12 protein-coding genes are annotated in these 25,776 nt (G+C 62.6%); 7 read left to right on the top strand and 5 right to left on the bottom strand.

Annotated features, from left to right (window positions below):
- The first annotated feature begins 142 nt into the window (after positions 1 to 142).
- Genes dsbD through dsbG form a run of 3 tightly spaced genes read left to right on the top strand, consistent with a single transcriptional unit; the run spans position 143 to position 3,492 of the window.
- Positions 143 to 1,876, top strand: a complete 1,734-nt coding sequence (gene dsbD, locus CKW11_RS09815) for a protein-disulfide reductase DsbD (protein WP_095137348.1) — start codon at positions 143 to 145, stop codon at positions 1,874 to 1,876.
- Positions 1,877 to 2,746, top strand: coding sequence for a TlpA disulfide reductase family protein (locus CKW11_RS09810; RefSeq protein WP_095137347.1), 870 nt, complete (start codon positions 1,877 to 1,879; stop codon positions 2,744 to 2,746).
- Positions 2,722 to 3,492, top strand: a complete 771-nt coding sequence (gene dsbG, locus CKW11_RS09805) for a thiol:disulfide interchange protein DsbG (RefSeq protein WP_095137346.1) — start codon at positions 2,722 to 2,724, stop codon at positions 3,490 to 3,492. The genes CKW11_RS09810 and dsbG overlap by 25 nt, the downstream gene beginning before the upstream one ends.
- Before the next feature lie 113 nt (positions 3,493 to 3,605).
- Here the strand turns inward: dsbG and CKW11_RS09800 are convergent, their stop codons facing one another.
- Entirely contained in the window at positions 3,606 to 4,421 is an 816-nt protein-coding gene (locus CKW11_RS09800) for an alpha/beta fold hydrolase (protein WP_095137345.1), read from the bottom strand.
- 198 nt (positions 4,422 to 4,619) lie between these two features.
- Complete coding sequence (locus tag CKW11_RS09795; RefSeq protein ID WP_095137344.1) at positions 4,620 to 17,618, bottom strand: non-ribosomal peptide synthetase; 12,999 nt, start codon at positions 17,616 to 17,618, stop codon at positions 4,620 to 4,622.
- A 369-nt stretch (positions 17,619 to 17,987) separates the two neighbouring features.
- Between CKW11_RS09795 and CKW11_RS09790 the strand changes: the two genes are divergently transcribed.
- On the top strand, positions 17,988 to 18,539 hold the full coding sequence (locus CKW11_RS09790; RefSeq protein ID WP_095137343.1) for an RNA polymerase factor sigma-70: 552 nt from the start codon (positions 17,988 to 17,990) through the stop codon (positions 18,537 to 18,539).
- Positions 18,540 to 18,673: 134 nt separating this feature from the next.
- On the opposite strand, the gene CKW11_RS09785 is transcribed toward CKW11_RS09790, so the two are convergent.
- The 3 genes from CKW11_RS09785 to CKW11_RS09775 all read right to left on the bottom strand — a co-directional run bounded on the left by CKW11_RS09785 (position 18,674) and on the right by CKW11_RS09775 (position 21,285).
- Positions 18,674 to 19,687 carry a GNAT family N-acetyltransferase gene (locus CKW11_RS09785; RefSeq protein ID WP_095137342.1) on the bottom strand — a complete coding sequence of 338 codons (1,014 nt, stop codon included), beginning with the start codon at positions 19,685 to 19,687 and terminating at the stop codon, positions 18,674 to 18,676.
- A gap of 84 nt (positions 19,688 to 19,771) precedes the next feature.
- Positions 19,772 to 20,569, bottom strand: coding sequence for an ABC transporter substrate-binding protein (locus CKW11_RS09780; protein WP_095137341.1), 798 nt, complete (start codon positions 20,567 to 20,569; stop codon positions 19,772 to 19,774).
- Between the two features lie 92 nt (positions 20,570 to 20,661).
- Positions 20,662 to 21,285, bottom strand: coding sequence for a TetR/AcrR family transcriptional regulator (locus CKW11_RS09775; protein ID WP_095137340.1), 624 nt, complete (start codon positions 21,283 to 21,285; stop codon positions 20,662 to 20,664).
- 183 nt (positions 21,286 to 21,468) lie between these two features.
- On the opposite strand from CKW11_RS09775, the gene CKW11_RS09770 reads away from it, so the two are divergent.
- Genes CKW11_RS09770 through atuC form a run of 3 tightly spaced genes read left to right on the top strand, consistent with a single transcriptional unit; the run spans position 21,469 to position 25,761 of the window.
- On the top strand, positions 21,469 to 23,259 hold the full coding sequence (locus CKW11_RS09770; protein WP_095137339.1) for an acyclic terpene utilization AtuA family protein: 1,791 nt from the start codon (positions 21,469 to 21,471) through the stop codon (positions 23,257 to 23,259).
- Positions 23,260 to 23,271: 12 nt separating this feature from the next.
- Entirely contained in the window at positions 23,272 to 24,141 is an 870-nt protein-coding gene (locus CKW11_RS09765) for an SDR family oxidoreductase (RefSeq protein ID WP_095137338.1), read from the top strand.
- 3 nt (positions 24,142 to 24,144) lie between these two features.
- Entirely contained in the window at positions 24,145 to 25,761 is a 1,617-nt protein-coding gene (gene atuC, locus CKW11_RS09760; protein ID WP_095137337.1) for a geranyl-CoA carboxylase subunit beta, read from the top strand.
- The last annotated feature ends 15 nt before the right edge of the window (positions 25,762 to 25,776 follow it).

Raw genomic sequence — 25,776 nt, 5'->3', positions numbered from 1 at the left:
TAGAAAAAAGCCGATTAGGCCGTTGGCCGATTAAGCTGACATTATGGCGCCCAACGCCACAGCGACAAGGGCGTGACGGTTAATCATCGGTTAATCGCCATCCACCATTGTGCCCACACTTGCACAGGGACAAGGCTCCTCCATGCGTCATTTTTTTCTTTTGTTTGCACTGCTGATCTCCGGCCTGGCCCAGGCGGGAAACAATCCATTCGAGACCAAACCGGAGTTTCTGCCGGTCGACAAAGCCTTCGTGCTGACTTCCGAACGCCTTGAATCGGGGGAAACCCAGCTGTTCTGGCAAATCACCGACGGCTATTACCTGTACCAGAAACGCCTGAAATTCGACGGTTTGACGGCCGACCAACAGCCGGCGTTGCCCGAGGGTGAGTCACACAGCGACGAGTTCTTCGGTGAACAACCGGTGTATCGCCAGGGCTTGGAGGTAAAAATTCCGGCCTCGGCCAGCGGTCAGATCAAGGTCAGTTACCAGGGCTGCGCCGATGCCGGCCTGTGTTATCCGCCGCAGACCCGGGTCATCGATCTGGGCGGCAAAGCCACGCCAACAACCAGCGCTGAAGCACCGGATCAGGCCCTGGCCAGCAGCCTGCAACAACGGGCGCTGGGCTGGAGCCTGCTGGTGTTCTTCGGCCTCGGCCTGTTGCTGGCGTTTACCCCGTGTTCGTTGCCGATGCTGCCGATTCTGGCGGGCATGATTGTCGGCAGCGGTGCGACACCGCGTCGTGGTTTCGCCCTGGCCAGCAGCTATGTGATCTGCATGGCGCTGGTGTATGCGGCGATGGGGGTGATCGCCGCGCTGCTCGGCGCCAACCTGCAGGCGTGGCTGCAAAATCCATGGCTGCTCGGTGCATTTGCAGCAGTGTTCGTGGTGCTGGCGCTGCCGATGTTCGGTTTCTTTGAATTGCAATTGCCGGTGGCCCTGCGTGACCGCCTCGAACACGCTTCGCGCAGTCGCAGCGGCGGCAGCCTGATCGGTGCCGGGGTGCTCGGCGCGTTGTCCGGTCTGTTGGTCGGCCCGTGCATGACCGCGCCACTGGCCGGCGCTTTGCTGTACATCGCGCAGAGCGGCAATGCGCTGCACGGTGGCTTGATTCTGTTCGCGTTGGGCATCGGTATCGGGGTGCCGCTGTTGCTGCTGGTGACCGTCGGCAATCGCTTCCTGCCAAAGCCTGGCGCGTGGATGAACCTGCTCAAGGGCATCTTCGGTTTCCTGTTCCTCGCGACCGCACTGCTGATGTTGCGCCCGGTGCTGGACTCGTCGCTGTGGCTGGGCCTGTGTGGCGCGCTGCTGCTGATCGCGGCGTTCTGCGCCTGGAAGCAATCGGAAGGTTTCGGTCGGGTTGCCCAGGTGTTCGGCGCCAGTTCGTTGCTGCTCGGGCTGTGGGGCAGCCTGCTTCTGATCGGTGCTGCCGGTGGCAGTGACGACCCGTATCAGCCCTTGCAGGTGTACAGCGCCGGGCGGGTCGCCAGCACCACGCCGAGCGGGCATGACGCGTTCACCACGATCAAGGATCCGGCCGCCCTGCAGCGCGAACTGGATAGCGCCAAGGCTCAGGGCCAGTGGGTGCTGCTCGATTACTACGCCGACTGGTGCGTGTCGTGCAAAGTCATGGAGAAACAAGTGTTCGGCAAGGACAAGGTGATGCAGGCACTCAGCGATGTGCGCCTGCTGCGCCTCGACGTCACCGCCGACAATGCCGCCAGCCGCGAGCTGCTCGGCCGCTACAAAGTCCCGGGGCCACCGAGTTTTGTCTGGATCGGCACCGACGGCGAAGAACGACGTAGCCAGCGCATCACCGGTGAGGTGGATGCCGAGACGTTCCTGCAACGCTGGGCCACTACCCGAGACGCCAATTAAATGCTGACGTTCACCCTCGGCACCTTTGCCATCGCGCTTAACCACCTGCTGCTGATCAGTGCCCTGGCGCTGGCGACCTTTGTCGGCTGGCGGGTGGCCAAGCGCGGCGGCGATAACCCCGAGTCGGCGCTGTTCAGCCTGTTCCTGCTGGGCATGCTCGCGGCACGCGTGGCGTTTGTCGCCCTGTACTGGGGCCACTATCGCAACGATCCGTGGCAGATCATCGACCTGCGCGACGGCGGCTTCCTCGCCTGGCCGGGAGTGGTCGTGCTGTTGCTCGCCGCTCTCTATCGCGGCTGGCGCCGCCCGGGTCTGCGTCGGCCACTGGGCTTTGGCGTGGCCAGCGGTGTGCTGTTCTGGTTGTTGGCGACCCTGTCACTGAACATCTACGAACAAGGCACGCGCCTGCCGGAAATCACCCTGCGCAACGCCGCAGGCGAGACCATCCAGCTCAGCGATTATCAGGGCGGTCCACTGGTGATCAACCTGTGGGCAACCTGGTGCCCGCCGTGCCGGCGTGAGATGCCGGTGCTGGAAAATGCTCAACAACAACGCCCGGACCTGACCTTTCTGTTCGTCAATCAGGCCGAAAGCATGCAAAGCGTTGCCACCTTCCTGGAAACCCAGGGCCTGAGCCTGAACAACGTGCTGTTCGACCGCAGCGGCCGACTCGGTCAGGCCGTGGGTTCCATGGCGCTGCCGACTACGCTGTTCTATAGCCCTGACGGTCGCTTGCTGAGCAGCCACCTGGGCGAACTGTCGAACGCCAGTCTGGCCCGCGCCCTGGAAAACTTCGATATCCCGAATCCAACCGCCGCCCCGGCGACCTCTGCAAGGAAACTGCCATGCCCCGCCTCCGCCACCTGCTGACGCTGACTCTGGGCACTGCCCTGCTGCACCTGCCGTCGGTGCAGGCCGCCGAAGAATTGCCCGCCGCGATCAAGCAGATCGAGGCCAAGGGCGCAAAAATCGTCGGCCAGTTCGACGCCCCGGACGGCTTGCGCGGTTATGCGGCGCAGTACCAGAACCGTGGCATGGCGCTGTACCTGACGCCGGACGGGAAACACGTGTTGCTCGGCAATCTGTACGACGCCGACGGCAAGGATCTGAGCAGCGAGCCGTTGCAGAAACTGGTCTATGCGCCGATGGCCAAGGAAATCTGGGGCAAGTTCGAAGCCAGCAACTGGATTCAGGACGGCAACAAGGATGCGCCGCGCACCGTGTACCTGTTCAGCGATCCGAACTGCCCGTACTGCAACATGTTCTGGGAACAGGCGCGACCATGGGTCAAGGCCGGCAAAGTGCAACTGCGGCACATCATGGTCGGGATCATCCGCGAAGACAGCCCGGCGAAATCCGCCGCGCTACTGGCGGCAAAAGATCCGACCAAGGCCCTGGAAGATCACGAGAAGGCCGGCAAGGCCAGCACCCTCAAGCCATTAAAAGACATTCCAAAAGCGGTGCAGACCAAACTGGCCGCCAACATGCAGTTGATGGAAGACCTGGAGCTGCAGGCGACGCCGGCGATTTTCTACATGGATGACAAGGGTGAGCTGCAACAGCAGCAAGGGGCGCCTTCGCCGGACAAGTTGGCGAAAATTCTCGGGCCGAAATAAGTCCGGATTCGTTATTGCCTGATCTGGCCTCTTCGCGGGCAAGCCCGCTCCCACAGGGATCACCGCGGTCACTGTGGGAGCGGGCTTGCTCGCGAAAAGAACGATGACACGCTTTAACGATTGCGCTCGTTCAGGAAAGTCAGCAACGCCCCGGTGACAAACGCCGGGTTCTCCAGACTGGAGATATGCCCCGCCTCCGGCACCAGCACCCACGGACACCCGATCAATTCAGCCATTTCCTGTGCCTCCGACGGCGGTCGCGGTTTGTCCTGATCGCCGCACAGCACCAGCGTGGTCGCCGCATTCAATTCGCCCAGACGCGGCAACAGGTCATCACGGCTGAACGTAATCCGCCCCATCGGCACGATGCTTTCGCGCAGGCGATCCGCGGTGTACGCCGCGAGTTTTGCGCGGAAGTCCTGATACAGCGCCGACTGCGGATCGATGCCCGGGCGGAAGAAGATCGGTACCACGATGTCGAGCAATTGTTCGGAGATCTCGCCGCTTTCCTCGATCTGCTTGAACAGCGAGAAGTAGTACTGACGGGTTGGCTCAGGCTCCACGCCGACGTAGGTGTCGAGCAGCACCAGCCCGTTGATCCGCTGCGGTGCCGACAACGCCAGACGCACGCCCCACATGCCGCCAACCGACAGCCCCGCCAGCGTTATCTGCTCGATCTGCAGGTGATCGAGCAAGGCCGCGACCTGTCGTGCGATGTCATCCAGCGAGGTGGTGCCTGGCGGCAAGCGCCCGGATTCGCCATGGCCCCACAGGTCCAGCGCAATCACCCGATAGTGCGGCGACAGCGCAGCGATCTGCGGCGCCCACATGGCCGTGTCCCACAGATAACTGCCCGCCAGCAACACGGCCGGACCGGTGCCTTGATCAATGTAGTGCAGCGCTTGTCCGTCAACCGTGAAGAAAGGCATCGACCACCCCCGAGAGAAAAAAGAGAACCGGCAGACTGAGCTGCCGGTTCATGATCGTCAACCTAGGAAATGATGCGGTGTGTGTTGATGCTACTGACGCCTTCGCGAGCAAGCCCGCTCCCACATTGGTTCTGCGTACACAGTACTAAATGTGGGAGCGAGCTTGCTCGCGAAAGGGCCAGTGCAGGCACTAGAGAATCAAAGCCCCTCCAGCTCCGCCATCAGATCATTCAAGCGATCCACCTTGTCCTCGGTCATGTCACCGGCCGCCAGGCCTTCGATGTACTCGGCCAGTTCCTGCACCGTGCTGCACTCGAACATCGCCCGCAGCGGCACATCGCGTTGCAGGGTTTTCTGCACCCGCGAGGCGATCTGCGTGGCCAGCAATGAATGTCCGCCCAGCTCGAAGAAGTTGTCGCGCACCCCGACCTTGTCGACCTTGAGCACCTCGGCCCAGATATCGGCCAGGGTCTGCTCCAGCTCGTTGCGCGGGGCCAGGTAATCCTCGCTCTGCAACTGGCCGATCTCCAGCGCCGGCAAGGCCTTGCGGTCGAGTTTGCCGTTGGCGTTGTGCGGCAGATGATCGAGCCACAACCAGTGCAGCGGCACCATGTATTCCGGCAACTCGCTGCGCAGGCGCTGCTTGATCCGCTCCAGACGTTCGCTCGGGTTGAGTGCCGAATCCGCCGCGACCAGATAGCCGACCAGATGTTTGCCATTCACGCCTTCCTGCACGCCGACCGCCGCATCGCGGACTTCCGGCTGTTCATGCAGACGCGCCTCGATTTCACCCAGTTCGATCCGGTAACCGCGAATCTTCACCTGATGGTCGACCCGGCCGACGTACTCCAGCACCCCGTCGCTGCGCCGCCGCGCGAGGTCACCGGTGCGATACAGACGCTCGCCCGGCGCGCCGAACGGGTTCGGCACAAACACTGGCGCAGTGCGCAGCGGATCGCTGACGTAACCGCGACCGACACCGGTCCCGGCCACGCACAACTCACCCACCGCGCCCAACGGCACCAGTTCCAGCGCGCCATCGACCAGATACAGCAAGTTGTTGTCGGTCGGCGTACCGATCGGCAAATAGCTGCCGCGAGTCGAAGCCATATCCACACGGAAGAACGCCACGTCATCGGAGCATTCCGCCGGGCCGTAAGCGTTGACCAGACCGATCTGCGGATAACGCAGCAGCCACTGGTGCGCCAGTTCCGGCGGCATTGCTTCACCGGTCGGCAGCATCCAGCGCAGGCCGTCGAGGCTCAGGCGCTCCGAGGCGAGCATGCCCTGAATCAGCGACGGCACGCTCTCCAGCACGGTGATGCCCTGCGCCTGCACATGTACCAGCAACCCCTGCGGATCGTGAGCGATAGTGTTCGGCACAATGTCCACCCGCGCCCCGAACAGCGGCGCGGCGAGGAACTGCCATACCGAAATATCGAAGCTTTGCGAAGCGGTCTGCGCGATCACGTCGGCGTCCGTCAGTTGCAGGTACGGCACCTTGCTCAACTGGTTGTTGAGCATGCCGCGCTGCTCGACCATTACGCCTTTCGGCAGACCGGTCGAACCCGAGGTGTAGATCACGTAGGCCAGGTTGTCCGGGGCACTGTAGATTCCCGGGTTCTGCAGCGATGTCGCCAGCGCCTGCACTTCTTCCCAGACCAACAGCCGTGGGCGGTTGGCGCAGCTGAACTCATCGAGCAAGGTCTGCGCCTGGTCGCGGCAGGCTTCGCTGCACACCAGCACTGGCGTGCGGCTCAGCTCGATGATCCGTTGCAGACGCTGGCTCGGCAGGCCCGGATCCAGCGGCAGGTAACCGGCACCGGCCTTGAAGCTGCCGATGATCATCCCCAGCAGATCGAGATTACGCTCGCCCAGCAGCGCCACCGGTTGATCCATCTGCACCCCGGCCGCAATCAGTGCATGGCCGAGACGGTTCGCGTTGTGGTTGAGCGCGGCATAGCTCAGTTGCTGATCAAGGCAAGTGGCGGCGATGCGCTGCGGATGCGCCGCGACCTGCGCTTCGAACAGCGCCACGTAACTCTGCTCCAGCGGATAATCGTGGGCGCTCTGGTTGCAGCCGTGCAGCAGGAAGTCCTGCTCATCAAAGCCCAGCAGCGGCAGATCAGCCATGTCGCCATGGAAGCCATCGACCAGTGCCAGCAGCAGGCGCTTGAACTCACCGAGCATGCGCTCGATCGTCGATTCGTCGAAGTAGCGCTGGTCATAGGACAGATGCAGGCCGAGGTCATCGCCCGGGTAGCACACCGCCGTCAGCGGGAAGTTGGTGTGGGTACGGCCGGAGTCCGAAGTCGCGTTGAGACTCTGCGCTCGGTCCAGCACCGAGACTTCCACTGGCGCGTTCTCGAACACGAACAGACTGTCGAACAGCGGTTGGCCTTTCGGCAGTTCGCTCTGCTCCTGGATGTTCACCAGCGGCAGGTATTCGTACTCGCGCAACTGCATGTTGCTGTCGAGTAGAGCGCTCAACCACTGGCGCACACTGGCACGCTGATCGTCCGCCGGGATCTGCACCCGCAGCGCAATGCTGTTGATGAACAGGCCGACGGTGCGTTGCATCTCCGGCATTTCCACCGGGCGCCCGGCCACGGTGACGCCGAACAGCACGTCGCGATCACCGCTCAGGCGGCGCAGCACCAAGGCCCATGCCGCTTGAGCGAAGGTGTTGATGGTCAGTTGATGAGCCTGGGCCAGCTCGCGCAACCGGACGCCATCTTCAACGTTGAGACGGGTGTAGCGGTCACCGACGATCATGCCACCGCTTTCGCCGGCGTGTTCGCGCAGGAACGGTCGGTCGCTCGGGATTGGTGTGGTGCGTTCGAACCCTTGCAGGTTCTGCTGCCACCACTGGCGCGCCTCGGCCAGGCTCTGGCGTTGCAGCCAGCCGATGTAGTCGCGGTAACGCGGCGGCAGCGACAACTGTGCTTCGCGACCTTCACCAAGAGCAGTGTAGATCTCGAAGAAATCGTTCATCAGCAGCGAACGGCACCAGGCATCGATCAGGATGTGGTGGTTGCTCATCATGAACCAGTAGCGCGCCGCGCCGACCTTGATCAGGCGCAGGTGGAACGGTGCCTGATTGAGCAGATCGAACCCGGCCTCGCGCTCGCTCTTCAGCAGCGCCTGCAGCTTCGGTTCTTGCTCGTCCTCGGCGATGGCGCTCCAATCCAGATACTCGATCGGCGTGCGCCCCGGGGCGTGAATCACTTGCAGCATGTCTTCGCCGACGTTCCAGCAGAACGATGCACGCAACGCTTCATGACGGGCGACCACCGCTTGCCAAGCCTGGGCGAAACGCTCGGGATCCAGCTCGCTGTTGATGCGGTAGCGATCCTGCATGTAGTACAGACCGGTGCCCGGTTCGAGCAAGGTGTGCAGCAACATGCCTTCCTGCATCGGCGTCAGCGGATAGACGTCTTCGATCTGCGCCGCCGGCACCGGCAGTGCATCAAGTTGCGCCTGGGTCAGTTTCGCCAGCGGGAAGTCCGACGGTGTGAGGCCTCCGGCTGTGTCTTGCAGGCAATGTTCGATCAGGCTTTGCAGCTCGCCGAGGTAGGCGTCGGCCAGATCGTTGATGGTTTGCGCCTCGTAGCGCTCGGCACTGAAGGTCCAGCGCAGCAGCAATTCGCCGCCGTACACCTGACTGTCGATGCTCAACTCGTTGGGCAACGGCGCCTGCGGATCGTGGGCCGCACCGACCGATTCATCCAGCGGACGGAACAGCGCATCGCTGGCGAAACTCTGGTCGAACTGGCCGAGGTAGTTGAAGGTCACCGGGGCGTTCGGCAACGCCGCCATGCTGCGCTGGCTGAGGTCATCGGCCAGATAACGCAGCACGCCATAGCCGAGGCCTTTGTGCGGTACCGCGCGCAGTTGCTCCTTGATCGCCTTGATCGAAGCGCCCTGCCCGGCGGCTTCTTCGATGTTGTGCGGGGTCAGGCGTAATGGATAGGCGCTGGTGAACCAGCCGACGGTGCGAGTCAGGTCGATCTCGTCGAACAGGGTTTCGCGGCCGTGGCCTTCCAGTTGAATCAGCGCCGACGGCTGCCCGCTCCAGCGGCACAGCACGCGTGCCAGCGCAGTCAGCAGCAGATCGTTGACCTGCGTGCGGTAGGCGCGCGGTGCCTGTTGCAGCAGTTGTTGGGTACGCTCGGAATCCAGGCGCACGCTGACGGTTTGCGCGTGACGATTCTGCTGTCCGCCCTGCGGGTTTTCGCACGGCAGTTCGGCGTTCTGCCCGGCCAGTTGCGTCTGCCACCAGTTCAGTTCTTCACGCAACGATTCGCTGCCGGCATAGGCCTGCAAACGTGCCGCCCAATCCTTGAAGGCGCTGGTTTTCGCCGGCAGTTTCACCGACTGCTCGGCCTCGAGCTGGCGATACACGGTTTGCAGATCGTCGAGCAAAACGCGCCACGACACACCGTCGACCACCAGGTGATGGATCGCAATGAACAGCCGTTGCTGCCCTTCGGGACCATCCACCAGCAAGGCGCGCAGCAGCGGGCCGTTTTGCAGGTCGAGACTGCGCTGAGCATCGGCGAACAGCGCTGCGCACTTGTCCATCGACGTTACACGCACTTGCCACAACACCTCGCCATCGGACACGGATTGATGCGTGGCCTGCCATTGATCGCCGGCCTGGGTGAAGCGCAGACGCAAGGCGTCGTGCTGTTCGATCACTGCCAGCAGCGCCTGCTCCAGACGATGCGGTTCCAGCGCCACGCTCGGCTCCAGCAGCAGCGCCTGGTTCCAGTGCTGACGCTCCGGGATTTCCGTGTCGAAGAACCAGTGCTGGATCGGCGTCATGGCCGACGCACCGAGCACCAGTCCCTGCTCGGCAGTGACTTGCTCGCTGCGGCTGGCGACAGCGGCCAGGGTCTGCACCGTCTGATGCTGGAACAGATCCCGTGGACTGAAATGAATGCCCTGCTGCCGCGCCCGGCTGACCACTTGAATCGACAGAATCGAGTCGCCGCCCAGTTCAAAGAAGTTGTCGTTGAGACCGACCTGCTCGACGTTAAGCACTTCGCACCAGATCTGCGCCAGGATCTGCTCCAGCTCATTGCTCGGGGCGACGTAGTCCTGACGATTCAACTCAGGATCCGGCGCCGGCAAGGCGCGACGGTCGAGTTTGCCGTTGGCGGTCAGCGGCATGCTCGCCAGCAGGATCAGATGCGTCGGCACCATGTAGTCCGGCAATTGCGCCTTGAGGTGCGACTTCAGTGCTTCACGCAGTTCGGCCTGTTGCGCTTCGCCCAGCTCGGCAACGTCGCTGACCAGGTAGCCCACCAGTTGCTTGCCGCTCGGCGCATCCAGCGCCAGCACCACCGCTTCGCGGATCGAAGCGTGATCGAGCAGACGGGTTTCGATCTCACCCAGCTCGATGCGGAAACCACGGATTTTCACCTGATGGTCGATCCGCCCCAGGTACTCCACCAGCCCATCGGCACGCTGGCGCACCAGATCGCCGGTGCGGTACATGCGTCCGCCATCGGCGGCAAAAGGGTCGGCCACGAAACGCTCGGCGCTGATGCCCGGACGGTCGTGATAACCCTGGGCCAGACCGGCGCCGCCGACGAACAATTCACCGGTCGCGCCTTGCGGTACCAACGCCAGCTCGGCATCAAGAATGTACGCCACACGGTCACCGATCACGCTGCCGATCGGCACGCTGCCGGCGCCCTCTTCCAAAACCTCCGGCGCAAGACTGGCGAGCGGCATGACCACGGTTTCAGTCGGGCCATAGGCGTTGAAGAACAGACTCGGTTTGAACGCGGCGCGAATCCGTTGCAGGTGTTCGCCGGTCAGCGCTTCGCCGCCGGTGATGATCATCCGCACCGGCAGAACCTGGTTTTGCGTGGCCAGGAACTGCGCCAACTGACTGCCGTAGCTCGGGGTGAAACCGAGCACGTTGATTTTATGCGTACGGATCAACGCGCAGATTTCTTCCGCGTCCCACTGCCCTTGCGCCCGCAGCACCACTTGCGCGCCGCTGAGCAGCGGCACCAGCAGACGCTCGGTGGCGGCGTCGAAGTTGATTGAATAGAAGTGCAGTTCGCAGTCGTCCGGACGCATGCCGAAGCGTTCGATCACCGCCTGGCAATGCATGGCGATTTCACCGTGGGACACCACCACGCCTTTCGGCTTGCCGGTCGAGCCCGAGGTGTAAATCAGATAGGCCTGATGCTGCGGCAGGCTGATAAATGGCAATTCGCTGACCGGGTAATCCGCCAGCGCCGCGCTGTCATCTTCCAGGCACCAGCGCGCCACGCTCGACGGCAATTCGCCGAGGGCGTTGAACATCGCCCGGTCGCTGAGCAGCAGACCGATGCGGCTGTCTTCAATCATGTAGTGCAGACGGTCGAGCGGATATTCCGGATCCAGCGGCACATAAGCGCCACCCGCCTTAAGGATCGCCAGCAGACCGACGACCATTTCCAGCGAACGCTCCAGCGCCAGACCGACCCGCACTTGCGGACCGACCCCACGCTCGCGCAAGGCCCAGGCCAGGCGATTGGCGCGAGCGTCGAGTTCGGCGTAGCTCAGGGTCTGTCCGGCGAAGGTCAGAGCCGGCGCGTCTTTGCGCGCCAGCGCCTGCTCGGCGAACAGATGATGAATGCACTGATCGAGACGACGCTCGCCCGGTTCAACGCCGAGGCTGTCGAGCAACTGCTGTTGTTCAGTCGGATCGAGCAGCGGCAATTGGCTCAGACGCTGCTGCGGATCGGCGATCAACGCTTCCAGCAAGTTGCGCCAATGTTTGGCCATGCGCGCAATGGTCGGTTCATCGAACAGATCGGTGCTGTAGGTCAGGCAGCAACCGAGGCGATGATCGAGGTCGGTGACTTCCAGATTGAGGTCGAACTTGGTCGCTCGCGCATCGTTGGCCAGGTACTCGACGGTCATCCCGGCGAGCATGCGGCTCTGCTGGAATTCCCAGCGCTGCACGTTGCACATCACCTGGAACAGCGGGTTGTACGCCGCACTGCGTGGCGGTTGCAGCGCTTCGACCAAATGATCGAACGGCAGATCCTGATGCGACTGGCCCTCGATCACCGTGTGGCGCACTTGCTCGAACAACTCACCCACCGACATCTGCCCGTCGAGCTGGCAACGCAGTACCTGAGTATTGAGGAATGCACCGATCAACCCTTCGCTTTCCGGGCGGATCCGGTTGGCCACCGGCGCGCCGATGCGCAGGTCGGTCTGGCCGCTGTAGCGGTAGAGCAAGGTGGCGAGCGCAGCGGTCATGGTCATGAACAGGGTCAGACCGTTCTGCGCATTGAACGCCCGGACGCGGGCGGCGAGATCATCACTGAGGTCGAAACGGAACAGCTCACCCTGGTGGCTTTGCACCGGCGGACGCGGACGGTCGCCGGGCAGTTCCAGCAACGGATGTTCGCGACCCAGTTGCGCAGTCCAGTAGTCGAGCTGGCGCTGACGCTCACCGGACTCCAGCCACTGTCGTTGCCAGACGCTGTAATCGAGGTACTGCACCGGCAGCGGTTCCAGCGGCGAATCGCGCTCATCGACGAACGCCTCATACAGCGCGCTGAGTTCGCGGGCAAAAATATCCATCGCCCAGCCTTCAGTGACGATGTGGTGCAATGTCAGCACGAAGTAATGCTCGTGCTCGGCGGTCTTCACCAGACAGGCACGCAGCAGCGGGCCGCTTTCCAGATCGAACGGCAGATGCGCTTCGTCATCGGCCAGTTGCTGGACCTGCTGTTCACGCTGGTCAGCCGGCAGTTTCGAGAAATCTTTCCAGCCCATGCGCACGCCGGTCTCGGCATGCACCTGCTGACGGGCCACGCCATCGACGCTCGGGAACGTGGTGCGCAAGGTTTCGTGGCGCAGGATCAACGCCTGCAAGGCTGCCTCGAAATGCTCGACGTGCAACACGCCGCGCAGGCGCGCCATGCCGCCGACGTTGTACGCCGGGCTGTCCGGTTCCATCTGCCAGAGGAACCACATGCGCTGTTGCGAGTACGACAACGGTACGGCTTGGCGGCGATCGACTTTGGCAATCGGCGGCTGTTGGTTGGTCTGGCCGCTGGCCTGGATCAGGCGGATCTGTTCGGCGAAATCGCCGAGTTCGCTGTGCTCGAACAAGGCACGCAACGGCAACTCGACGTCACAGGCCTGACGGCTGCGGGAGATGATTTGCGTGGCCAGCAACGAGTGCCCGCCGAGGGCGAAGAAGTCGTCACGCAGACCGATCCGTGGCAGACCCAGCACTTCACGCCAGATCGCGGCGATTTGTTGTTCCAGCTCGGTGGCCGGTTCGACGTGCTCACGCACTTGCCACTGCGGCTCGGGCAAGGCGCGACGGTCGAGTTTGCCGCTCGGGCTCAGGGGCATTACGTCCAGGCGCATCAGTTGCGCCGGGACCATGTATTCCGGCAGCTCGGCGGCCAGCGCAGTTTTCAGATGGGCGATCTGCGCGTGCTGATCTTCGCTGGCATCGACAGCGGTGAAGTAGCCGATCAGTTGCGCGCCGGCTGCGGTTTCACGCACCAGCACCACGGCCTGGGCGACGCCGTCTTGGGCCAGCAGCCGCGCTTCGATTTCTTCCGGCTCAACGCGGAAACCCCGCAGCTTGACCTGCTGATCGAGGCGCCCGAGGTATTCGATCACACCGTCGGCGGTCCAGCGTGCACGGTCACCGGTGCGATACAGCCGTGCGCCCTGCTCGCCCAGTGGATCGACCACGAAACGTTCGGCAGTCAGTGCCGGACGACCAAGGTAACCCCGGGCCAGACCGATGCCGCTGATGCACAGTTCACCCGGCACGCCGACCGGCACGGGGTTGAGATCAGCATCGAGAATGCGGCAGATCACGTTGCCCAGCGGCCGGCCAATCGGCGAGCGCTCGCCATCGGCCGTGGTGCAGTGCCAATGGGTGACGTTGATCGCGGTTTCGGTCGGGCCGTAACGGTTGTGCAGTTGCACCGCCGGCAGCTGCGCCAGCACGCGGTTGCGCAGTTCCGCCGGCAACGCTTCACCGCCGGAGAACACCCGGCGCAAACTGGTGCATTCGGCGCTCAGCGGCTCGTCGATGAACAGCGCGAGCAGCGGCGGCACAAAGTGCAGCGTGGTCACGCCGTATTCCTGCACCAGTTGCGCGATGCGATGCGGATCGCGGTGTTCACCGGGGCCGGCGATCAACAGACGCGCGCCAGTGATCAGCGGCCAGAAGCACTCCCACACCGACACGTCGAAACTGATCGGCGCCTTTTGCATCAGCACGTCGCTGTCGTTCAGGCGATAGCTGTTCTGCATCCATTGCAGACGTTCGGCCAACGCAGCGTGGGTGTTGCCGACGCCTTTCGGTTGGCCGGTGGAGCCGGAGGTGTAAATCACATAGGCAAGGTTGTCACCGTGCAGGTGCAGACCCGGTGCCTGACTTGGCCAGTTTTCCAGGTGCAACGCGTCCATGGCGATCACGCTGACGCCGTCACTGGCCGGCAGACGGTCGAGCAATGCAGTCTGAGTCAGCAGCAATTCGACACCGCTGTCGCTGAGCATGTAGGCCAGACGTTCGGCCGGATAATCCGGATCCAGCGGCACATAGGCGCCACCGGCCTTGATGATCGCCAGCAGGCCGATCAGCAGTTGTGGCGAACGCTCGGCTGCAATTGCCACGCACACATCCGGGCCGACGCCTTTGTCGCGCAGATAGTGCGCGAGGCGGTTGGCCTGGGCGTGCAACTCGGCGAAATCGAGACTGCCGCCGTCCCACACCAGTGCGGTGCAATCCGGAGTTTGCCGCGCCTGTTCGTTAAGCAGTTCTGGCAGCCATTGCTGCGCCGGGGTGCACGGGGCGACGCTCCACGCTTGTTGCTGTTCCTGCTCGCACGGAGTCAGCAATGGCAGGTCGCCGATTGCCTGTTGCGGCTGCTCGCAGACCGCGCGCAGCAGGTTGCTGAAATGTTCGGCCAGACGTTCGATGGTCGCTGCTTCGAACAGTTCATCGGCGTAGTCGAAGGACAGGGTCAGGCGCCCGTTGCGATCTTCTTCGCTGTGCAGTTGCAGATCGAACTTGGCTTCGCGGCTGTGCCACGGCAGCTCTTCGGCGAGCAGCCCCGGCAGGCGCTTGAGCGCACTCGAGTCACGTTGCTGGTGGTTGAACATGACCTGGAACAGACCTTGTTCGCGAGCCTGCGGGAACGCTTCGAGCAGTTGTTCGAACGGCAGATCCTGATGTGCCTGCGCACCCAGTGCAGCCTCGCGGGTCTGCGCCAGCAACTCGATAAACGACAGCCGCGAATCAACCTCGGCACGCAGCACCTGGGTGTTGATGAAGAAGCCGATCAAGCCCTGGGTTTCCAGACGCGGACGGTTGGCGTTGGGAATGCCGATGCGGATATCGCGCTGACCGCTGTAGCGGTGCAGCAGGCTCTGGAACGCCGAGAGCAACAGCATGAACGGCGTCGATTGATGCGCTTGCGCGGTCTGCTTGATCGCGTCGCTCAGGCTGACACCGAGGCGCACGCTGTGGCGCGCGGCGCTGTGCAATTGTCTGGCCGAACGCGGATGGTCGGTGGCCAGTTCCAGCACCGGATGTTCAGCGCCCAGTTGCGCTTTCCAGTACGCCAGTTGCCGCTCCCCCTCGCCTTGCGCCAGCCATTGACGCTGCCAGCTGCCGTAGTCGGCATATTGAGTGGGCAGCGGCGCGAGTTCGGCGCGCTGGCCTTGGGATGCCGCAGCGTACAGGCGCGAGAATTCGTCGATCAGCACGTTCAGCGACCAGCCGTCGGCGATGATGTGATGCAGGGTAACCAGAAGCTGATGATCTTCGTCATCGAGGCGTACCAGCGTCACCCACAGCAGCGGGCCTTTTTCCAGATCGAACTGAGTGCGCGCCTCGTCCTCGCGGATCTGTTGCGCGCGGGCTTCACGCTCGTGCGCCGGCAGGTCGCTGATGTCGATCAGTTGCAGGTTGAATTCAGGTGCGGCGTCGACTTGTTGCAGCGCTACGCCGTCGCGTTCGAAGAAGCGTGTGCGCAGCGATTCGTGGCGTTCGATCAGTTGCTGGAAGCTGGCGCGCAACGCCTCTTCGTCCAGCTCGCCACGCAGACGCAGGGCGCCGGGGATGTTGTAGGCGCTGCTGTGCGGGTCGAGTTGCCAGGTGATCCACAGTCGGTTCTGCGCCAGCGATTGCGGTAGTGCTTCGCTGCGCGACAAGGCGTTGATTGCGCCTTGGGCGTTGCCGCCGTCCTGTTGCTGCTGCGCCACGGCAGCGGCGAACGCGGACAGGGTCGGCGCTTCGAACAGCAGGCGCAGGTTCAACTCCAGCGCCAGTTCTTCGCGGACCCGGGCGATCACTTGCGTGGCGGCAATCGAGTTGCCGCCGAGCAGGAAGAAGTGGTCGTCGGCGTTGACCTGTTTGACATTGAGTTGCTCGGCCCAAATCTTGCCGATCAGGGCTTCCAGCTCGGAAGCCGCCAGGGTCGATTCGGTACCTTGCAGCTCGGTGGACGGGAACACCGCGTAGCTGTCGAGGCTGCCGTCGACCAGACGATTGCGGCACGCCGAGCGTTGCAACTTGCCGCTGGACGTCTTCGGCAGCGCGCCCGGGTTGAGCAGCACCACCACGCTCGGTGCTTCCTGATAGGCCTCGGCCACTGCCTGGCGAATGGCTTTGATCAGTGCTTCTGGCGGCAGGATTTTTTGCACGCTGCGGCTGATTTCTGCGGCGATGCCGATGCCCTCTTCGCCGTCCTGAGAAACCGCGAATGCCGCGACGCGACCTTTGCGCACCACCTCCACTTCGTTCTCGACGGTCTTCTCGATGTCCTGCGGATAGAGGTTGTGGCCACGCACGATCAGCATGTCTTTCAAGCGACCGGTGATGAACAGTTCACCGTCGCGAATGAAGCCCAGATCACCGGTACGCAGCCAGGTGCGACCGGCGTGCTGAACGAAAGTCTTGGCGCTGGCCTCGGGGTTGCGCCAGTAGCCGTGGGCGATGCTCGGGCCGGCGGCCCAGACTTCGCCGACGAGATTGTCAGCCAGTTCGTTCAGCGTGACCGGCTCGACGATCAGCACCGCATGTTCCGGCTGGCTGATGCCGCAACTCATGATCGGGCTGCCGTTGCCCGGCTCGGCACGGTTTTGCGCCAGCGCCTGATCATCGACACGCAGAGCAGGAATACCGGTGCCACGCGGTGTGCCGGCGACGAACAAGGTCGCCTCGGCCAGACCATAGGACGCCATGAAGCTGTCTTCGCTGAAGCCGCACGGGGTGAACTTCTCGACGAAGCGCTCAAGGGTGTCAAGACGGATCGGTTCGGAGCCGGAATAGGCCACGCGCCAGCGGCTCAGGTCGAGGCGTTCCAGTGCTGATTCGCTGACCCGCTCGCTGCACAGACGGTAGGCGAAATCCGGCCCGCCGCTGATGGTGCCGCCGTATTGGCTGATCGCTTCAAGCCAGCGCAACGGGCGACCGAGGAAGTACGCGGGCGACATCAGGATGCACGGCACGCCGCTGAAAATCGGCTGCAACAATCCGCCGATCAGGCCCATGTCGTGGTACAGCGGCAGCCAGCTGACGATCACGTCGTCGGGGTTCACGTCGATGCCGAAACCGTGGCGAATCAGCAGCTCGTTGGCCACCAGATTGCCGTGGCTGACCTGCACGCCTTTGGGCAGCGCAGTAGAACCGGAGGTGTATTGCAGGAAGGCGATGTGGTCTTGCGGCAGAGCCGGTTCGACCCAACGCTCGGCCAGAGTGTTGTCGAGGGTATCGACGCACAGCAACGGCGGCGCGCCGTCGATTTGCTGCAAGGCATCGCGCAGGTCGGCGCTGGTCAGCAGCAGACGCGGTTCGGCGTCGGCGATGATCGACAGCAGGCGTTCCTGGTGATGCCGACGGGCGGACTCCGGCGGATAGGCCGGCACCGCGATCACCCCAGCGTACAGGCAGCCGAAAAACGCCGCGACGTAATCCGCGCCGCTGGGAAACAGCAGCACCGCACGATCGCCGAATTCAGTCTGACTCTGCAACGCGGCGGCAATGGTGCGCGCACGTTGATCCAGTTCGCGGTAACTGAGCACCACGCCCTGCTCCTCGGTTTCGGCGAGAAAGCGCAGGGCCAGGCGATCCGGCGTCTGTGCCGCACGGCGCTGGAGGGCTTGGACCAGAGTGCTGGGGAGTTCGAACGCGTCGGTCATGAGGTTTCCTGCCTGAATTCGGCTTGCTAAGTGGAATCGGGTTGCTGCGTCACGCCGGTCGAGGGCGTGCAGGGCGCGGTCTGTGCCGACCGCGCAAGGCATCGGAATGCTGTCTGGCCGGGGCTCGGTACCCGGAACCATTCACCAATGAGAACGGATGACGTCTTGAAATAATTAGTCGGCAGGCTGGATCGCCAATGGGGCTGGGGTGTGGCGGTGTGTCGCAGTTCTCGATTCGCACCTTTACGGAGCATTAGTTCTCTTTCTCAATTGACAATCATTATCATTCAACATAATTTGTCGCTCGATGTGTAGGACGGCCCCGTCCCCCAGGCGTCCCACTAACCTATTGGCAGCAAGGTGATTTCCATGACGGAACAAGTATCCACAAGCAGGTGCGATTCACCGCTACTTCAGGCCTTCGTCGACAATCGACTGATTCTGGTGAAGATTGCAGCACGCATTACCGGCTGCCGTTCACGCGCCGAAGACGTGGTGCAGGATGCGTTCTTCCGCTTGCAGTCGGCCCCGCCGATCACGTCGTCGATCAAGGCGCAATTGAGTTACCTGTTCCAGATCGTGCGCAACCTCGCCATCGATCACTACCGTAAACAGGCGCTGGAACAGAAGTACTCGGGTCCCGAAGAGGAAGGGTTGAATGTGGTCATTCAAGGCGCTTCGCCGGAAACCTCGCATATCAACTTCTCGACGCTAGAACACATCGCCGACGCGCTGACCGAACTGCCCAGCCGCACCCGCTACGCCTTCGAGATGTATCGTCTGCACGGCGTGCCACAAAAGGACATCGCCAAGGAACTCGGCGTCTCGCCGACCCTGGTCAACTTCATGATTCGCGATGCGCTGGTGCACTGCCGCAAGGTGTCGGGCAGTCGTGGAGACGCGGCTTTGGGTCGCCGCTAAGCCCTGAATTCGGCGTCAAGCCATTCGCGAGCAAGCCCGCTCCCACATTTGACCGGCGTACATCGGTCGATGTGGGAGCGGGCTTGCTCGCAAAGGCAGACTTGAGACCGCAATAGATCCCAGGCCTTGTCACCTCACGCCAACTTGCACCGATCAAAAAACCGCTCACGCCCCAGAATCATCAACGCCGCACGCTTGTGCGGAAAGTCGAACTCCTTCTCGCAGTGGAAGCACTGATTCTGCATGTGGCCGATCATCTTCGCGTTGTCGGCACGCGGTTCGGCGACCACACGCTGGGTCCGCGGATCATCCAGAAACAGGTAGTGCACCAACGCCGACAACCAGCTCGCGACCTTGTGCGGGCCACGGTGATTCTCTTCCCCCACCAGCATGTGAATGCCACGGTCGTAATTGTCGGCGTCGTAGAACGGCGCGATGCGATCTTCCTTGGCCCAGTAGGCTTCGAAATAAGCGAACGGCTGATCGTCGAAACAGCCGATCAGCGTCAGGGTGTGCGGATCGGCATCGAGCTTGCTCAGGTATTCGCGATGCTGTTCAAGACTGCCCTCCTCCTGCCAGAAACTGGCGACTCGCGGACTGTTCTGCCAGCGATTGAAACGTGCCAGATCCTGCTCGATCTCCACCGTGCGCAGAGAAATCCACGCACCGAGACGCGCATCGAAGCGTCGATAGACTTCACCGCGCGGCTTGACCGGACGCAGCGGATGGCGCTTGCCCTGGCTGATCACCATTTGTTGCGGGTAGCTGCCCGTCAGCGAGGTGCCCAGCCAGGGTTGTGGCAACTGCCAGAACAGGGTGCGTTCGCAGCGGTACTCGCCAGCCACCTCGGTGTTGACCAGCAGGCCGCTGAGCAACGCTTCGGTGGGTGGCTGATCGAGTTGCCAGATCAATTGCTGGCAGTCCGGATCACGGGCGAACAGCCAGTAACAGGCCGCCCACAGCGCCTGGCCCACAGGCAGCGCATAACGCTCGTCGAGCTGGATCGGGCCTTTCGCCTGGCGATCCAGGCGCAGGCGAATCAGCGGTTGCCCATCCAGGCTCAGGCACAGACGGCTTTCGGTGGCATCGGCTACCAATTGACTGCCCGAAGGCAAGGCCAGGGCAGTCAGGTCATTCAGATTGGACATGGGTCGGGCTCACGATAATCGTCGACAGTTCAACGATGGGACGTGAGCCGAGAGGAGAAATTTAGCCGCCCGGGTGAAAATCGCTCAGTCAGGCGGCACTGGCACCACGGCTATTTTGTACGGATCGAAGATCTTCTGCATCTGGCCGTTGTCGCGCAAACCCTGCAGCAACTTGCCGAACGCCTCGCCGGTGATCGGTGCAGCCGCACGCAAAATGGCGTAGTGGTGGTAGATCTGATCGATGCGCTGCGACACCAGCAAATCGTCACCCACTTTCTCGTTGCGCAGCAGGTAATCGGACAGGTAGGAACGGGTCACCAGCGCGATGTCGGCTCGTCCGCGCAGGACCATCAACAGGTTGCTGTCATGGGAATAGGTCAGCGAGGCATTGAACGTATCCGCAAGGAATTTGGGATCGGCGTTGAAGTTGGCGAACTCATAGTGATAACCGCTGTACAACGCCAGGCGCTTGCCCTTGAGGTCGGTGAAATAACTCTCCTGGCGACCGTCTTTGCGTTGCGCGACGAAAATTTCCGCATCTTCCAGGCCCATATCGACCGTGGTGTGGGGAGTGTCCTTCCAGCCCCACTCCGGGTTCTCGAAAATCGCCATGTCGGTGCGCCCTTCCTTCAAGTCGCCGAAGCGCCGGGGAATCGAGGTGGGCACCAGCACGAACTGATAGTCCTTTTGCAGCGTATTGAGCGCCTCGACCAATTGCGGCAGCAGGCCAGTGTCGGCACCACTTTCCGGACGCACGGTGTAAGGCGGAAAATGCGCCGCGCCGACCCGAACCAGTTGCGCTGCCTGCGCGGGCAACACCCAAGATACCGCCAGCGCTACGAGCAAAAGCCCTGCGGTCGTCCGAATTGGCGAAGACTTCAAAACACCCCACTCCCCGAAAAAATAACGATCAATGCATTCAAGCTAGGCGGTTTCGCCCAGTTAGCCAGTTTCCCGACCTGTCAGAAAGTGGACTAGCGCTCTTCGAGCACCAGAATCAGCGCTTCATCAGCCAACTGATCGAGACTCAGGCTGCCGCCGGCACGAAACCAGGTGGTGGTCCAGGACAGCGCGCCAGTGAGAAAACGTCGGGTAACAAACACATCGCCACGGATAAACCCCGCCTCCTTGGCTTCGCCCAGCACCTGCAACCAGATGTCTTCATAGACATCGCGCAAGGCCAGCACTCTGGCCTGACCATCCTCGGACAGCGAGCGCCACTCATAGACCAGCACCGCCATGGCTTCGCCGCTGCCGCCCATGATCGACTGCAACTCGCAGCGGATCAGCGCCAGCACCCGCTCGCGCACGTTACTGGCTTCGGCCAGAGCGGCGCGCATCAACGCGGTGTTGTAACGGATGGTTTCTTCCATCACCGCCCGGAGGATTTCATCCTTGCTTTTGAAGTGATGAAAAATGCTCCCGGACTGGATCCCCACCGCCCCGGCCAGATCGCGCACGGTGGTACGTTCATAACCCTTGTTGCGGAACAGGTGAGCGGCCACTTGCAGCAGTTTGCCGCGGGCGCTGTCGGGGTCAGTCAACTGGCCCTGGTCGACCAGTTCGCGCATGACCCTCAGGGCTTTTTGCTCGTCCACCCGTTCTCTCCTACAGTCGATCAGTCTGTTGCCCCCTGAACATGCAGGGTTGCGCGCAATTTAAGCCGCAGGCGGCAACCAAGCAAGCGCTTGGGCAGAAGATATTTGAGTGGTTTACAAACCAAGCGCTTGCTTGGTAGCCTCCAGACACTTCTGTCGCAGGTTCCTGAGTCGGAGATAATAATGCCAACTACCGTTCGGATCGGATGCGCCAGCGCATTCTGGGGTGACACCAGTACCGCCGCCGCACAACTTGTGGCCGGCGGACAGCTGGATTATCTGGTGTTCGATTACCTCGCCGAAATCACCATGTCGATCATGGCCGGCGCGCGCATGAAGGACCCGCAGGCCGGGTTCGCCGGGGACTTCGTCGAGGTGCTCGCCCCACTGTTGCCGCAACTGGCCGAACAGAAGATCCGTGTCATCAGTAATGCCGGCGGAGTCAATCCACAGGCCTGTGCCGCGGCCCTGCAAACCGCCTGCGACAAGGCCGGGGTCAGCCTGAAAATCGCCGTGCTGCTCGGCGACGATCTGCAACCGCAATTCAAGCAACTCGCCGCCCAAGGCATCCACGAAATGTTCAACGGCGCGCCGCTGCCGCCAATGTGCGTCTCCACCAACGCCTACCTCGGTGCGCCAGGCATCGTCGAGGCTCTGCGTCTGGGCGCCGACATCGTCATCACCGGACGCGTGGTCGACAGCGCGGTGGTCAGCGCGGCGCTGGTGCATGAGTTCGGCTGGGCCTGGCACGACTACGACAAACTGGCCCAGGCCGCGCTGGCCGGGCATATCATCGAATGCGGCGCGCAATGCACCGGGGGCAATTTCACCGACTGGCGCGACGTGCCGGACTACGAACACATCGGTTTTCCCATCGTTGAAGTCAGCGCCGACGGCCAGTTCATCGTCAGCAAACCCGAAGGTTCCGGCGGCCTGGTGACACCGCTGACGGTTGGCGAGCAGATGCTTTATGAAATCGGTGATCCACAGGCCTATCTGTTGCCGGATGTGGTGTGCGATTTCACTCAGGTCAAACTGCAGCAACAGGGCAAAAACGCCGTACATGTCCACGGTGCCAGAGGCTTGCCTGCGAGTGACAAATACAAGGTCAGCGCAACTTACCTGGACGGTTTCCGCTGCACCGCCAGTTGCCTGATCGCCGGCATCGATGCCGTGGACAAGGCGCGCCGCGTCAGTCAGGCAATCATCGACAAGACCGCGGAAATGTTCAGCCAACGCGGCTGGCCACCCTACAGCGAAGTCGACATCGAACTGCTCGGCAACGAAGCCACCTACGGCCCGCACGGCCAGCGTCGGGACAGCCGCGAGGTGGTGATCAAACTCGCCGTGCGCCATCCGCTCAAACAGGCGCTGGTGCTGTTCTCACGGGAAATCGCCCAGGCCGCCACCGGCATGGCACCGGGACTGACGGGAATCGTCGGCGGACGGCCGACGGTATACCCGCTGATCCGTCTGTTCTCGTTCCTGATCGATAAAACCGCCTGCACCCTGCACATCGACATGGCCGGTGAACAGCATCCCTGCGCCCTCCCCGCGCAGACACCGCTCGACAGCCACGATCTGCCAATTCCCGACCAGCCACCCAAACCCCAGGGCCGCGCCGACGCCAGTGTGCCGTTGGTGAAACTGGCGGTGGCGCGCTCCGGCGACAAAGGCAATCACAGCAACATCGGCGTCCTGCCGCGCCGGCCGGAATACCTGCCATGGATCGCCGAAGCGCTGACGCCGGCGGTGATCGTCGACTGGATGCGCCACGTGCTCGACCCGATTCACGGCCGGGTCGAACGCTGGTACCTGCCCGGCACCCACAGCCTGAATTTTCTGCTGGAGAACGCGCTTGGCGGCGGTGGCGTGGCGAGTCTGCGCATCGACCCACAGGGCAAGGCCTTCGCCCAGCAGTTGCTGGAAATCCAGATCCCGGTGCCGCAGAGCATCGCCGAACAACTCGACTAGAGGTTGGGCTTCATGGCTTACGCATCGATTTTCAAAGCCGATCTGTTCAGCGGCCAGACCATCATCGTCACCGGTGGCGGTAGTGGCATCGGGCGCTGCACCGCGCATGAACTGGCGGCGCTCGGGGCCAATGTGCTGCTGGTCGGACGCAAGCCGGAAAAACTGCAAAAGGTCGCCGCCGAAATCGCCGAAGACGGCGGCCGCGCCCATTGGCAGGCCTGCGACATCCGTGACGAAGACGCGGTGAAGCAACTGATCGCCGGGCTGATCGCCGAACACGGGCCGATCCACGGTCTGGTCAACAATGCCGGCGGCCAGTACCCGTCGCCACTGGCCTCGATCAATCAGAAAGGTTTCGAAACCGTACTGCGCACCAATCTGGTCGGCGGCTTCCTGATGGCCCGGGAAGTGTTCAACCAGTCGATGAGCAAGCACGGCGGCAATATAGTCAACATGCTTGCCGACATGTGGGGCGGCATGCCCGGCATGGGCCACTCGGGCGCGGCACGTTCGGGGATGGACAACTTCACCAAGACCGCCGCGTTCGAGTGGGGCTACGCCGGGGTGCGGGTCAACGCGGTGGCGCCGGGCTGGATTGCGTCCAGCGGCATGGACACTTATGAAGGCGCGTTCAAAGCGGTGATTCCGACGCTGCGCGAACACGTGCCACTCAAACGCATCGGTACCGAATCGGAGGTCAGTGCAGCGATCGTTTTCCTGCTCAGTCCGGCGGCGGCGTTCATCAGCGGCAGCACCTTGAAAATCGATGGCGCGGCCAGTCTCGGCAGCCGCGCATGGCCGTTGCACAAGGCAAGCCACAGCGAGTCGTTCAACGGTTTCCATCGGGCGTACCTGCCCGACGTGCTCAAGGACAAGGAGTAAGCCATGCCGCAGATCCAGTCCCAACTCGATCCGCACAGTGAAGCTTTCGCGCGCAACTGCGCGGCGATGCTCACGGCCATCGAGCAAGTCCAGCAACTGGAACAGAACCTGCTGAACAAGGCTGCCGAAGCCAAGGGCAAATTCGACAAACGCGGGCAACTGCTGCCCCGCGAACGCCTGAATCTGCTACTCGACCCCGGTGCGCCGTTCCTCGAACTGGCCAGCCTGGCCGGCTACAAGCTGCACGACGACAAGGACGGCAGCGCTGCCGGTGGCGGTCTGATCGCCGGCATCGGTTACGTGTCCGGCATACGGGCGATGGTGGTGGCCAACAACAGCGCGATCAAGGGCGGCACGATCTCCCCCACCGGCCTGAAAAAATCCCTGCGCCTGCAACAGATCGCCCTGGAAAACAAACTGCCGGTGATCACTCTGGCCGAAAGCGGCGGCGCCAACCTGAATTATGCGGCGGAGATATTCGTCGAAGGCGCACGCAGTTTTGCCAATCAGGCGCGGATGTCGGCAATGGGCCTGCCGCAGATCACCGTGGTGCACGGCTCGGCCACGGCCGGTGGTGCCTATCAGCCGGGGCTGTCGGATTACGTGGTGGTGGTGCGCGGCAAGGCCAAGTTGTTTCTTGCCGGGCCGCCGCTACTCAAAGCCGCAACCGGCGAAGTCGCCACCGATGAACAACTGGGTGGCGCCGAGATGCACGCACAGGTCGCCGGCACCGCCGAGTATCTGGCCGAGAACGATGCGGATGGCGTGCGGCTGGTGCGCGAAATCCTGCGCATGCTGCCGTGGAACGAGCAACTGCCGTGGCTGCCGGAGCCGCAATACAAGGCACCGCTGTACCCGATCGACGAGTTGCTCGGGCTGATTCCCGACGACCCGAAGAAGCCCTACGACGTGCGCGAAATCATTGCGCGGATTGCCGATGAATCGGAGTTTCTCGAATTCAAGGGCGAGTTTGATCAGCAAACCATCTGCGGCCAGTTGAAAATCCAGGGCCGCGCCTGCGGCTTGATCGGCAACAACGGCCCGATCACGCCGGCCGGGGCGAGCAAGGCCGCGCAGTTCATTCAACTGTGCGATCAGAGCCAGACGCCACTGCTGTTTTTCCACAACACCACCGGGTTCATGGTCGGCACCGAGTCCGAGCAGCAAGGCGTGATCAAACACGGCTCGAAACTGATTCAAGCGGTGGCCAATGCCCGAGTGCCTAAACTGACGATTGTCGTCGGTGGCTCCTACGGTGCCGGCAACTATGCGATGTGCGGACGCGGTCTCGATCCACGTTTCATCTTCGCCTGGCCCAACAGCCGCACCGCGGTGATGGGCGGCGCGCAGGCCGGCAAGGTGCTGCGCATCGTCACAGAGGCCAAACAGCTCAAGGAGGGACTGGTGCCGGATCCGAAAATGCTCGACATGCTCGAACAGGTCACCGCGCAGAAACTCGACAGCCAGTCCACCGCGCTCTACGGCAGCGCCAACCTGTGGGACGACGGCCTGATCGACCCGCGCGATACGCGCACCCTGCTCGGTTACCTGCTGGATATCTGCCACGAAGCCGACATCCGCACGCTGCAACCCAACAGCTTCGGCGTCAGCCGCTTCTGACTGCCTCGGATCACA

Origin of the sequence: Pseudomonas sp. Irchel s3a10 (assembly GCF_900187525.1) — a bacterium.
GTDB classification, from domain to species: Bacteria; Pseudomonadota; Gammaproteobacteria; order Pseudomonadales; family Pseudomonadaceae; genus Aquipseudomonas; species Aquipseudomonas koreensis_G.
This window is presented reverse-complemented; position numbering and strand designations above follow the sequence as displayed.